The following is a 13,116-nucleotide window of genomic DNA, read 5'->3' as shown; positions in this document are numbered from 1 at the left end:
AAGATGAGAGTTGTTTTACAACGATCAAAGGAAGCGTCTGTCACAGTAGACGGTGAGATCGTAGGACAAATTCCGTTCGGTTTAACATTACTAGTTGGCATTACGCATGAAGATACAGAAAAAGATGCAACTTACATTGCAGAAAAAATTGCGAACTTACGTATTTTTGAAGATGAGAGCGGAAAGATGAACCATTCTGTACTTGATGTAGAAGGACAAGTTCTATCCATTTCGCAATTCACATTATACGGAGATTGCCGCAAGGGAAGACGTCCAAACTTTATGGATGCTGCCAAACCTGACTATGCAGAGCGTTTATATGATTTCTTTAATGAGGAAGTTCGTAAGCAAGGATTGCATGTAGAAACAGGGAAGTTCGGAGCAATGATGGATGTTTCTTTAATCAATGATGGTCCGGTGACCTTAATTGTGGAAAGTAAATAGTGCTGCTGAAGAAGAGAGGGGATGAGCCCCTCTCTTCTTTTGTGGTTTTTAATGGTATATTTTTCTAGTTATTGTTATGATAGTTAAGAAAATAAACGATATAATCGGGGGATTATGGGAGGTAAATCTTATGGAAACATTTGTACTCGTTCATGGAGCATGGGATGGCGGTTATGTTTGGAAAAAACTAGCTAAACTTTTAAGGGAAGAGGGTCATAGTGTATATACTCCTACATTAACTGGACTTGGGGAACGAACACATCTTATGCAACCTAATATAGGGCTGAAAACATTTATTCAAGACATTGTTAATACTATTAAATATGAGAGTCTAAGAGATGTAATTTTAGTAGGGCATAGTTATTCTGGTATGGTAATTACAGGTGTAGCAGAAGAGATTCCTGAGTTTATTAAAGAGCTAGTATACGTGGATGCAATGCTTCCGGAAAATGGTGATTCTGTTATGGATATTTCTGGGCCGGAAATGGCCGCACATTTTATAGAAGAAGTAAAGGTATACGGGGAAGGATGGCGTGTTCTTCCTAGAAATACAATAGATGAAAAAAAATCAGCGATGTCATTGTTGGCTTTTACACAATCGGTTGAAATAAAAAACTCTAAAGCGCAACTTATACCCCATATATACGTAGAAGTAAAGGATAATCCAAAACATTGGCCAATGACGCCTATCTTTTTAGAATCAGCAAAAAAAGCAAGGGATAGAAAATGGGAAGTTTTTTCTATTGAAGTTGGTGGGCATTGGGTAATGGAAACTAATCCAGAGGCGTTGGTTCGTATATTGAATCAGTGTGTAGAAGTAGTTTAATGTATGCTTTATTTCCTGTGGAAGAAAGGAAAGTGCAAGGTATATTACATGTAATGTTAGAAATGATCGTATTTGGGCTAGGTATTGCAGTGTTGTTATATTCATTTGAAGCATCATATGCTAGCGAGTGGACTGGCCAATTATTATAAATACAATAATACTAATGTTTATTTTGAGTCAATAGCTTTTTCGTTTATGTATAACTCTCTAATCAATATGGAACAATAAAAAGTAAAACATCCATATTGAATGTGAGGGATATACGTATGCGTATGAATGAAAAAGGGCATTCTGTTACAAATGGTGCAAATCAACTGTTTAACGTAAATTTTCATGATTTTATTTCAAAAGAGCAAAACAATACTTCGATGGAGCTTGCTTCTGAGTTTGGCATTTCTCTTCAAGATGTAAAGCGCCTAAAGAAGCAGATTGAACGCTCTTAGAGTACTTGACAATCCTACTCAACAAACGTATAGTAATTTTATATTTACATATGAATATAACCGTTGATAGAGAAGAGTAAATGAGACACACATGGAAAGAGAAGAAATGTCTTAGGCTGAAAACATTTCTACATGATGACTGATTGAATGACACTCTAGAGGTTTCAACTTGAACGGCATATACGCTTAGTAGGGATGAACGCACATTTAAGCGTTATTAAAAAAGTGGAAGCATACGTGCTTCAATTAGGGTGGCACCACGGGTATAATACTCTCGTCCCTACTGTTCAAACAGTAGAGGCGGGAGTTTTTTTATTTTTATTAAGATTAAAACAATTTGAGGAGGAACTGAATATGTCTATTCAAATCCCACGCGGAACGCAAGATATTCTTCCAGGCACTGTTGAGTTATGGCAGTATATCGAAGGGCAAGCACGCGAAATTTGCCGTCGTTACAATTATAAAGAAATTCGTACACCAATTTTTGAACACACGGAGCTATTTTTACGTGGTGTTGGTGATACGACAGATATCGTACAAAAAGAAATGTACTCATTCCAAGATCGTGGAGAGCGTAGTTTAACATTGCGTCCAGAAGGTACTGCACCTGTTGTACGTTCTTACGTTGAAAATAAAATGTTCGGTGACGCAACACAACCAACGAAATTATATTATATCGGTCAAATGTTCCGTTACGAAAGACCGCAAGCAGGTCGCTATCGTCAATTCGTACAATTTGGTATTGAAGCAATCGGTAGTAACGACCCTGCAATTGATGCAGAAGTCATTGCACTTGCTGTAGAGTTTTACCGCGGCATGGGCTTGAAAAATATTAAAGTTGTATTAAACAGTTTAGGTGACGCAGCAAGCCGTCAAGCACACCGTGATGCATTAATCGCACACTTTGAGCCACGTATCGGCGAATTCTGTTCTGACTGTCAATCTCGTTTAGAAAAGAACCCTCTTCGTATTTTAGATTGTAAGAAGGACCGTAACCATGAATTAATGGGAACAGCACCATCTATTACAGAATACTTAAACGAAGATTCAGCAGTATACTACGAAAAAGTTCAAGAACTATTAACGATGATGGATGTTCCATTTGAAAAAGATCCGAACTTAGTACGTGGTTTAGACTACTACCAACACACTGTATTTGAAATTATGAGTGAGGCAGAAGGTTTCGGTGCTATTACTACATTAAGCGGTGGTGGACGTTACAACGGACTTGTACAAGAAATCGGTGGACCAGAAATGCCAGGTATCGGTTTTGCGATGAGTATTGAACGTTTAATTATGGCACTAAAAGCTGAAAACATTGAATTGCCAATCGAACATAGTATTGATTGTTACGTTGTGGCGCTTGGTGAAAAAGCGAAAGACCATGCTGCAAAAGTTGCGTTTGATCTTCGTAAAGCTGGATTATCAGTTGAAAAAGATTATTTAGACCGCAAAATGAAGGCACAATTTAAATCAGCAGATCGTCTAAAAGCGAAATTTGTAGCTGTATTAGGGGAAGATGAGTTAGATAAAGGTATCATCAACTTAAAAGATATGGCAACAGGCGAACAAGAAGAAGTAGCATTAGATGTATTTGCTTCATACGTAGCAGAGAAATTAATATAGGGGGAACTTACAGTGGCTGAAAGAACACATGCATGTGGAAAAGTAACAGTAGAAGCAGTTGGACAAACAGTTCAATTAAAAGGTTGGGTACAAAAACGCCGTGATTTAGGTGGATTAATCTTTATCGACTTACGTGACCGTACAGGTATCGTACAAGTTGTATTTAACCCAGAAACATCAAAAGAGGCGCTAGAAGTAGCAGAAACAATTCGTAGCGAATACGTATTACACGTAGAAGGTACAGTTGTTGAGCGTGGTGAAGGCGCAATTAATGACAATATGGCAACTGGTCGTATTGAAGTACAAGCAACAAAGGTAAACGTATTAAACGCAGCGAAAACAACACCAATCATTATCGCTGATGATACAGATGCATCAGAAGATGTGCGTTTAAAATATCGTTACTTAGACTTACGTCGCCCTGTAATGTTCAACACATTCAAAATGCGTCATGACGTAACAAAAACAATTCGTAACTTCTTAGACACAGAAGAGTTCCTAGAAGTGGAAACACCAATTTTAACGAAGAGCACGCCAGAAGGAGCTCGTGATTATTTAGTACCAAGTCGTGTACATGATGGTGAGTTTTATGCATTACCACAATCTCCGCAGCTATTTAAACAGCTTCTTATGGTCGGCGGATTTGAGCGTTACTATCAAGTAGCACGCTGTTTCCGTGACGAAGATTTACGTGCGGACCGTCAGCCAGAATTTACGCAAATCGATATTGAAGCTTCATTCTTAACACAAGAAGAAATTTTAGATATGATGGAGCGCATGATGACGAAAGTTATGAAGGATGCGAAAGGTGTAGAGATTAGTGCACCATTCCCTCGTATGACTTACGCTGATGCAATGGCTCGTTACGGTTCTGATAAGCCAGATACACGCTTTGAAATGGAACTAACAGACTTATCTGAGTTTGCAGCAGGTTGTGGATTTAAAGTGTTTACAAGTGCTGTAGAAAGCGGCGGACAAGTAAAAGCAATTAATGCAAAAGGTGCTGCGGGTAAATACTCTCGTAAAGACATCGATGCATTAACTGAATTCGTAAAAGTATACGGTGCAAAAGGTTTAGCTTGGCTTAAAGTGGAAGAAGACGGCTTAAAAGGACCGATCGCGAAATTCTTCGGTGAAGAAGATGCAAACGTGTTAATGACTACATTAGAAGCTACTGCTGGTGACTTATTACTATTCGTAGCAGATAAGAAGAGCGTTGTTGCAGATAGCTTAGGTGCACTTCGTTTACGTCTAGGTAAAGAGCTTGAGTTAATTGACGAAAGTAAATTTAACTTCCTATGGGTAACGGATTGGCCACTTCTTGAGTACGATGAAGATGCAGATCGTTACTTTGCAGCTCACCACCCATTCACAATGCCATTCCGTGAAGATGTTGAGCTATTAGAAACAGCACCAGAAAAAGCACGTGCGCAAGCATATGACCTTGTATTAAACGGTTATGAGCTTGGTGGTGGATCACTTCGTATTTACGAGCGTGACGTACAAGAAAAAATGTTCAAAGCACTTGGATTCTCACAAGAAGAAGCGCAAGAGCAATTCGGATTCTTATTAGAAGCATTCGAATACGGTACTCCACCACACGGTGGTATTGCATTAGGTTTAGACCGTCTTGTTATGTTACTTGCAGGTCGTACTAACCTTCGTGATACAATTGCATTCCCAAAAACAGCAAGCGCAAGCTGCTTATTAACAGAAGCTCCAAGCCCAGTTGCAGAAGCACAGCTTGAAGAGTTAAACTTAAAATTAAGCTTAAAAGAAGAGAAGTAAGAATAGGGTCTAGATGGTTATACTAATACCATCTAGACTTTTTTTGAGAGGTTGTTTAAAAAGTCCGGTTCAGATGGCTGTCGCATCTCGTCGTTACGTATGCTAGTCCGGTGCTCGAGTAGTAACGCTACACTGCGCTCCTCCTGGCTTCAGCGCCTCGATCTGTTCGGCTCTCTGAATCCTCCTTTTTAAACGTGTATTTAGGAAGAAACAAAATCCCGGTTTACACTATGTTTTTATTTTCGAAATATGTATTTTTAGGAATTCTATAACTTTTTCTATACAAATAGTCGGAAAAACGCTAGAATACATGGTAGACCATTTTTGTAATAGGAGTGTAGAGCTGAATGTTACATCAATTTTCACGTAATGAATTAGCCTTCGGTAAAGAAGGACTTGAAATATTAAAAAATAGTACAGTCGGTATTTTAGGAATTGGCGGCGTAGGTTCTTTTGCAGCTGAAGCGTTAGCACGTTCTGGAGTTGGGCGTCTCGTATTAGTAGATAAAGATGTTGTAGATATTACAAACGTAAACCGTCAAATTCACGCTTTAGTATCTACTGTAGGACGTTCAAAAGTAGAATTAATGAAAGAGCGTATTGCAGACATTAACCCAGAGTGTGAAGTAATTGGACTAGAAATGTTTTATACAGATGAAACATATGAAGAGTTCTTTAAACACGGTTTAGACTTTGTAGTGGATGCATCTGATACGATTACGTTCAAAATTCATTTAATTAAACAATGTTTACGTCGTAAAATTAAAATTATCTCAAGTATGGGTGCAGCAAATAAAATGGACCCAACTCGTTTCCGTATTGCGGACATATCTAAAACACATACAGATCCAATTGCGAAAGTCATTCGTACGAAGCTTCGTAAAGAGGGTATTAAAAAAGGTGTAAAAGTTGTCTTCTCTGATGAAAATCCAATCGTAATTCGTGAAGAAGTACGTAAAGAAATCGTACCAGACGAAAATGCAAAAATTCGTAAAGCGAAATTACCACCTTCATCAAACGCATTCGTACCATCTGTGGCAGGCTTAATTATGGCAAGTCACGTTGTACGTGAACGCATTAAAAACGTAGAAGTGAAACGTGTAGGGCAAGAATAAAAGAAAAGCATATATCCATTTCGGATATATGCTTTTTTATATGTGCTAAAGAAATAGGGGGATTTGTATTGCTACTAGTTCAAATGTAAGCAAGGCCAGTAAGTAATAATCATATTTGTCTGATTTATAACCTGAGGTCTTTTTTAAACTATGAATCGTAAAAAGGCCTAACGTTAGAACGAGAATACCGAGTGTTATTTTGAAGGCTACTAATGAAATGGCAATCAGCTCCTTTCAATCGTATATGTTTATAGTAACATTTAAGTAAAAAATATCCAGTCAATTCAGGGAGTTCTTTGTATAGCAGGTTTACTTATTTTGTAAATATTTGTCGGTAAATCGATATTCCTTGTCGAATAGTCGATATAATTTCATTTACCAATATGCTATCCACCGAAGAGACAAAAAAAGGATGTCACTTAGCCGGGAAATTGGGCTAGGTGACATCTTTTTTAATTCTCTGCAGAATAAATAATATCTAAATTTCCATTTTGATCTGTCTTGAAAATGGGAGCGATCTGCTCTTCTTGTTCTTCAACTGAAACGAGTTTTCGAGCACGATCCATAATTCTAACGAGCATTGCATAATCTTCTTCGATTGCTTGTTGTTTTTTTGTGAGTACAGCTAATTTAGTTTCGAGCTCATCATTCGTTTTTTGCAAGGAAGTGAGCTGAGTTTGTAATACTTCATTTTCAGTTTGTAACTTTGCGATTGAAGGATTATTGTGCTCCAAGTTTTGCAAAAACGAGATGACATTTTGCATTGTAAGTTCTTGTTTACTTGGTACAATATCTTCTGAAAACTCAGCATCGATTACGAGTTGTTTCGTTTTTGTGAACTGATTTTTTTCTATTTTAGCTTCAGAGCGCTTTAATTCTTTACGTTGTTTTTTCGCAAGCTGTACCGCATCTTCATAATTCGGTCTTACTTCAGCGTTCCATCTAAAACCGCAAGCTGCGGAAGTGCGGTTTAAAGCATCGCCGACTTCATCGAATGCTTTTATTTGTGTACTGCCGCTGCGAATATGTCGTAAAACAGTTTCTGCTAAAAGGAGATCGTCTTCTTTTGTCCATGCATCTTGACGTGTTTTCATAAGCGAAGCCTCCATAATGGTGACGTTTTCGCTTATGTTACCCTTTATTTTTCGTTTTATTCGAACTTTGTAATCTTTCATATACAGTAGAAAGTGCTTGTTCAAATTTCCCTGTCATTTTCGGTTTATAATATTGTTTGTTTTTTATTTTATCAGGTAAGTATTGCTGCTGTACCCAACCATTTGGATGGTCGTGTGGATATAAGTAGCCAATGCCTCTTCCAAGTGCCTCTGCGCCTTTGTAATGACTATCTTTTAAATGACTTGGGATGTCGCCTGTTTGCCCGTTCCGTAAATCGTGTAAGGCAGCGTCAAGTGCTTTATAAGCTGAGTTTGATTTTGGTGATAGGCAAAGCTCAATAACGGCATTTGCAAGTGGTATGCGCGCCTCTGGGAATCCAACGCGTTCAGCTGATTCTATAGCTGCTAGCGTACGCGGTCCAGCTTGCGGGCTAGCAAGTCCAATATCTTCATATGCCATAATAAGAAGACGTCTACCGATGCTTTGCAGATCACCAGCTTCAATAAGACGTGCTAAATAGTGAAGTGCTGCGTTTACATCACTTCCGCGCACTGATTTTTGAAATGCTGATAATACGTCATAATGAGCATCTCCGCCTTTATCGTGAACGAAGCTCTTTTTTTGTAAGCATTCTTCGGCGATTTCCAGCGTAATTTCCGCAGCTTTGTCATCAGTTGTAAAGCTAGATAAAACAGCTAGCTCCAGTGCATTATAAGCGGAACGCATATCTCCACCTGATGCATTTGCGAAGTGATGTAATGCTTCAGGCGTAACAGTTACATCATATTCCCCAAGACCTTTTTCTTTATCTTCAAGTGCTCGTTTTAAGCCAATTAAAAGATCATCTTCTGTTAATGCGTGTAATTCGAAGATTTGACACCGACTTCGAATAGCGGAATTAATAGCATGGAACGGATTACTCGTCGTCGCACCAATTAAGGTAAGGAGTCCACTTTCTAAATGAGGTAATAGAAAATCCTGTTTTGCTTTATCTAGACGGTGTACTTCATCTAAAATTAAAACGAGGTGTCGATGCATCTTTGCCTCTTGTACGACAACTTCCATATCTTTTTTATTGTGAGTAACAGCGTTTAATAGGCGAAAAGGGGTTCCGGTACTTCCTGCAATTGCGCTCGCGATGGATGTTTTTCCAGTGCCTGGAGGGCCATATAAAATCATAGATTGAAAATGATTTGCTTGGACCATTCGCCATAAAATTTTTCCTTCACCAACTAAATGTTGTTGTCCGATAATTTCTTGAATATTTGTAGGGCGCATTCGATGTGCGAGTGGTTGTTTCATTTTTACCGTCTCCCTTAATGTATAATCTCTTTCTATCGTATCATTTTTTTTAGTGGAATTTGAAATAGGATGCTGTTTTGTGGGAAAAATGAATATGAATATTTTCATTTTTCTTTCAATTGTAATAATTTCCGAGTTTTTCAATGTGATTTTATGTTATCATTTTGATACACAAGTTGAAATTTCTTATAATACTATATTATGCTATAATTTCATAGGATTTTAAATTGTGTTCTTTTATAAATAAGATATAACCAATAGAAGTGAAAATTTGAAAAGAGGTGCAAAATAGATGAAGATTTCAACGAAAGGCCGTTACGGCTTAACAATTATGATCGATCTTGCAAAAAAGTTTGGTGAAGGTCCAATTTCCTTAAAATCAATTGCGCAGGCACATGATTTATCGGAACATTACTTAGAGCAATTAATTTCACCACTTCGTAACGCGCGTCTAGTAAAGAGTACACGCGGAGCATATGGCGGGTATGTATTATCAGATCAGCCAGCTAACATTACAGCTGGGGATGTAATCCGTGTATTAGAGGGTCCGATTAGTGTTGTAGAAATGATAGAAGAAGAAGAACCAGCACAACGCCAATTATGGATGCGTGTTCGTGATGCGGTGCAAGAAGTGTTAGATAGTACAACGTTAGAAGATTTAGTACGTTATGAGGAAGAAAATCACGGGGGCTATATGTTTTACATTTAATTCCTTGTGAAACGATTTGGAAAGAAGGAGATTTAATGGAACGCATTTATTTAGATCATGCTGCGACATCTCCGACTCACCCGGAAGTGGTCGAAAAGATGATTCCATATATGACAGAAACATTCGGAAATCCGTCTAGTATTCACTTTTATGGACGTCAAACGCGCCATGCTGTAGATGAGGCGAGACGCGCATGTGCACGTAGCATTCATGCGAATCCGAATGAAATTATATTTACGAGCGGTGGTACGGAAGCTGATAATTTAGCACTTATCGGTGTAGCGCGTGCGAACCGTCATAAAGGTAACCATATTATAACGACGCAAATTGAACATCATGCAATTTTGCATACGTGTGAATTGTTAGAGCGTGAAGGGTTTGAAGTGACATATTTACCTGTTGATGAAACAGGACGTGTTCAAGTTTCTGACATACAAAAGGCATTAACAGAAGAGACAATTCTTGTATCTATTATGTTTGGGAATAATGAAGTTGGGACGATGCAACCAATTGCGGAAATAGGTAAGCTGCTAAAAGAGCATCAAGCTTATTTCCATACAGATGCGGTACAAGCTTATGGTTTAGTAGAAATTGATGTGAAAGAGTTTGGTATTGATTTATTATCAATTTCAGCTCATAAAATTAACGGGCCAAAAGGTGTCGGGTTCCTATACGCTAGTGCAGACGTGAAATTTGAACCGTTATTAATAGGTGGGGAGCAAGAAAGAAAACGCCGTGCTGGTACTGAAAATGTGCCGAGCATCGTTGGGTTGCAACATGCAATTTTGCTAGCTGAAAAAACTCGTGAGCAAAAAAATGCCCAATATGAAGAGTTTAAAGATATAATGGTATCTGTCTTCAAAAATGAAGACATTACTTTCGAGGTAAACGGAAACTTAGAATATCGATTACCACATGTGCTTAATATTAGTTTTACAGGAATGAACATTGAACCGTTTCTTGTGAACTTAGACTTAGCTGGCATTGCAGTATCAAGTGGTTCGGCTTGTACAGCTGGTTCGATTGATCCATCACATGTATTAGTGGCGATGTTCGGAAAAGACTCCGATCAAATACGTTCATCCGTACGTTTTAGTTTCGGACTTGGAAATACGAAAGAGCAAGTTGAGAAAGCGGCGTACGAAACAGTGAAAATCGTGAAGCGATTAACACAAAATTAGCATGGGAGGTGACATGATGAACAAACTACCTCACGAAACACGCGTTGTCATCGGGATGTCCGGTGGCGTTGATTCATCTGTAGCGGCTCTTTTATTAAAAGAGCAAGGTTATGATGTAATCGGAATTTTTATGAAAAACTGGGATGATACAGATGAGAATGGTGTTTGCACAGCAACAGAAGATTACAATGATGTAATTGAAGTGTGTAACCAAATTGGTATTCCGTATTATGCAGTAAACTTTGAAAAACAATACTGGGATAAAGTATTTACGTACTTCTTAGATGAATACCGAGCTGGTCGTACACCAAACCCAGATGTAATGTGTAATAAAGAAATTAAATTTAAAGCATTTTTAGAGCATGCCATTGCGCTCGGTGCTGATTATGTAGCAACAGGTCATTATGCACGCGTTGCTTATATGGACGGCGAATATAAAATGCTTCGCGGCGTTGATGACAATAAAGATCAAACGTATTTCCTAAATCAATTAAGCCAAGAGCAATTATCAAAAACAATGTTCCCGCTTGGTGAACTGAAGAAACCACAAATTCGTGAAATGGCGAAAGAAGCTGGTTTAGCGACAGCGGCGAAGAAAGATAGTACTGGTATTTGCTTCATTGGTGAGCGTAACTTTAAAGATTTCTTAAGTAACTATTTACCAGCACAACCAGGTGTGATGCAAACATTATCTGGTGAAGTGAAAGGAAAGCATGACGGTTTAATGTACTACACAATTGGACAACGTCATGGCCTTGGTATTGGTGGTAACGGTGATCCGTGGTTTGCTGTTGGGAAAAACTTGAAAGAAAACATTTTATATGTTGATCAAGGATTCCATAACGAACTTCTATATGGCGACGAAGTTATTGCTACAAATGTTGGCTGGGTAAGTAATAAAGCGAAAGAGAAAGAATTTAAGTGCACAGCGAAATTCCGTTATCGTCAAGAAGATAATAAAGTAACGGTTCAAATCGTTGATGAAAATACAGTTCGTATTCTGTGTGACGAGCCAATTCGTGCAATTACACCAGGACAAGCAGTTGTTTTCTATGATGGAGATGAGTGTTTAGGCGGTGCTACAATTGATGAAGTGTACCGTAGCGGTAAGAAATTGGATTATTTAGGATAAAATGAGAAGCCTCTACCGATTCGCGGTTAGAGGTTTCTTTTACATAAGGCGAATTTTCGTTCGCTTGGAAAATACATTCTTTGTTATAATTTGTTGTAGAGGTGAAGGACATGTCAAACAAACTTGAAACAGGTATTCAATATATGCAAGAAGGAAACTGGGAAGAAGCTGCTAAAAATTTCACAGAAGCAATCGAAGAAAATCCGAAAGATGCGCTTGGATATATTAATTTTGCAAACTTATTAGATGTACTAGGTGATAGTGAGAGAGCAATTTTATTTTATAAACGTGCATTAGAGTTAGATGATAAATCTGCGGCTGCTTATTATGGATTAGGAAACGTATATTACGGTCAAGAGCAATTTGCAGAGGCTAAAGCTGTATTTGAACAAGCGATGCAAGCTGGATTACAATCAGCTGATGTAACGTTTATGTTAGGTATTACACATGTGCAACTTGGAAATGATCGTCTTGCACTGCCGTTTTTACAAAGAGCAACAGAATTAGATGAAAACGATGTAGAAGCTTTGTTCCAGTGCGGACTTTGCTTTGCGCGACTAGAACATATTCAAGAGGCGAAACCTTATTTTGAAAAGGTATTAGAAATGGATGAAGAGCATGCAGATGCGTATTATAATTTAGGTGTTGCCTACGTATTTGAGGAAAAAAATGAGAAGGCTCTCGCTTTATTTAAGAAAGCAACTGAAATTCAGCCAGATCACTTTTTAGCGGGTAATGGTGTTCGTTTATTAGAGCAAGAAGCTGAATAAGAAAAATGTAGTTTAATGGGTAGTTATCCCTCATCTAAATAGGTGGGGGATGTACTGCTCATTAAAGTGAAGCGAAACCGGAAAGGAGAGGAAAGATGGGAAATCAACATGCAATGGATTTGTTTGAGGAAGAGAAAAAGTTTATAAAAGCGCAAGTTCTTCATACCATTTTCCACAACGAAGAAAACCTCTATTCCGTTGTCAGTATGAAAGTCATTGAAACGAATGAAACGTACGACGAAAAAAAAGTGATGATAAACGGTCATTTTCCCCGCATGCATGAAGATGAAGTGTTTACGTTGACAGGGCATTTTAAAGACCATCCGAAGTATGGGAAACAATATTTAGTTGAAACGTTTAAGAAAGAATTGCCGCAAACGAAAGCAGGTATGGTGCAATATTTAGCGAGTGATTTATTTAAAGGGATAGGAAAGCGTACAGCTGAAAAAATTGTGGACCATCTAGGGGAACATGCTATTTCTAAAATTATGGATGATCCTGAGGCTTTAAATGGTGTTGTAAACAAGCAAAAAGCGCAAGAAATATATGAGACAATTGTTGAACATCAAGGATTAGAGAAAGTAATGAGTTTTTTAAATGGTTACGGTTTTGGAACGAAGCTTTCTATTAAGATTTACCAACAATATAAAGAGATGACATTAGA

General features: G+C 38.1%; 13 protein-coding genes, 1 pseudogene and 1 other annotated feature. Of the genes and pseudogenes, 12 read left to right on the top strand and 2 right to left on the bottom strand.

Features of this window, described 5'->3' with window-relative positions:
• Positions 1-3 precede the first annotated feature (3 nt).
• The 7 genes and pseudogenes from MR083_RS18870 (at position 4) to MR083_RS18840 (ending at position 6,242) form a co-directional block, all read left to right on the top strand.
• A complete protein-coding gene (locus MR083_RS18870) occupies positions 4-444 on the top strand; it encodes a D-tyrosyl-tRNA(Tyr) deacylase (RefSeq protein WP_001266956.1) in 441 nt (146 codons plus the stop codon).
• Between the two features lie 130 nt (positions 445-574).
• Positions 575-1,270: an alpha/beta fold hydrolase gene (locus MR083_RS18865; protein ID WP_242269705.1), complete on the top strand. Its 696-nt coding sequence runs from the start codon at positions 575-577 to the stop codon at positions 1,268-1,270.
• A 14-nt stretch (positions 1,271-1,284) separates the two neighbouring features.
• Positions 1,285-1,454: pseudogene (locus tag MR083_RS18860) on the top strand (YrdB family protein); the annotation flags it as partial.
• Positions 1,455-1,536: 82 nt separating this feature from the next.
• Positions 1,537-1,713, top strand: a complete 177-nt coding sequence (locus tag MR083_RS18855) for a hypothetical protein (RefSeq protein ID WP_001242605.1) — start codon at positions 1,537-1,539, stop codon at positions 1,711-1,713.
• 54 nt (positions 1,714-1,767) lie between these two features.
• Positions 1,768-1,998 (top strand) — a binding site (T-box leader).
• Between the two features lie 69 nt (positions 1,999-2,067).
• Positions 2,068-3,339: a histidine--tRNA ligase gene (gene hisS / locus MR083_RS18850; RefSeq protein WP_000027087.1), complete on the top strand. Its 1,272-nt coding sequence runs from the start codon at positions 2,068-2,070 to the stop codon at positions 3,337-3,339.
• Positions 3,340-3,351: 12 nt separating this feature from the next.
• A complete protein-coding gene (gene aspS / locus MR083_RS18845) occupies positions 3,352-5,127 on the top strand; it encodes an aspartate--tRNA ligase (protein WP_073529884.1) in 1,776 nt (591 codons plus the stop codon).
• A gap of 347 nt (positions 5,128-5,474) precedes the next feature.
• Positions 5,475-6,242 (top strand): tRNA threonylcarbamoyladenosine dehydratase, encoded by a 768-nt coding sequence (locus MR083_RS18840; RefSeq protein WP_000903177.1) that lies wholly within the window; start codon positions 5,475-5,477, stop codon positions 6,240-6,242.
• 452 nt (positions 6,243-6,694) lie between these two features.
• Here the strand turns inward: MR083_RS18840 and MR083_RS18835 are convergent, their stop codons facing one another.
• Both MR083_RS18835 and MR083_RS18830 read right to left on the bottom strand, forming a co-directional pair.
• Positions 6,695-7,336 carry an RsfA family transcriptional regulator gene (locus MR083_RS18835; RefSeq protein ID WP_000857707.1) on the bottom strand — a complete coding sequence of 214 codons (642 nt, stop codon included), beginning with the start codon at positions 7,334-7,336 and terminating at the stop codon, positions 6,695-6,697.
• 37 nt (positions 7,337-7,373) lie between these two features.
• Positions 7,374-8,660, bottom strand: coding sequence for a replication-associated recombination protein A (locus MR083_RS18830; protein ID WP_000812932.1), 1,287 nt, complete (start codon positions 8,658-8,660; stop codon positions 7,374-7,376).
• 292 nt (positions 8,661-8,952) lie between these two features.
• Here MR083_RS18830 and cymR point away from each other — a divergent pair, with 292 nt between their 5' ends.
• From cymR to MR083_RS18805, 5 genes are all read left to right on the top strand, one after another.
• Positions 8,953-9,369, top strand: a complete 417-nt coding sequence (cymR, locus tag MR083_RS18825; protein ID WP_000704116.1) for a cysteine metabolism transcriptional regulator CymR — start codon at positions 8,953-8,955, stop codon at positions 9,367-9,369.
• Between the two features lie 35 nt (positions 9,370-9,404).
• Positions 9,405-10,550: a cysteine desulfurase family protein gene (locus MR083_RS18820; RefSeq protein WP_000439905.1), complete on the top strand. Its 1,146-nt coding sequence runs from the start codon at positions 9,405-9,407 to the stop codon at positions 10,548-10,550.
• Positions 10,551-10,566: 16 nt separating this feature from the next.
• Entirely contained in the window at positions 10,567-11,682 is a 1,116-nt protein-coding gene (mnmA, locus tag MR083_RS18815) for a tRNA 2-thiouridine(34) synthase MnmA (protein WP_001038008.1), read from the top strand.
• Positions 11,683-11,792: 110 nt separating this feature from the next.
• A complete protein-coding gene (locus tag MR083_RS18810; protein ID WP_000066391.1) occupies positions 11,793-12,452 on the top strand; it encodes a tetratricopeptide repeat protein in 660 nt (219 codons plus the stop codon).
• Between the two features lie 95 nt (positions 12,453-12,547).
• Positions 12,548-13,116 (top strand): YrrC family ATP-dependent DNA helicase (locus MR083_RS18805; RefSeq protein ID WP_242269704.1); only part of this gene is annotated, 569 nt, incomplete at its 3' end.

This window comes from Bacillus cereus group sp. BfR-BA-01408, from assembly GCF_022663305.1.
In the GTDB taxonomy this organism is placed as follows: Bacteria; Bacillota; Bacilli; order Bacillales; family Bacillaceae_G; genus Bacillus_A; species Bacillus_A pacificus.
Note: the sequence above shows the minus strand (reverse complement) of the source record. Positions and strands in the feature narration are given on the sequence as shown.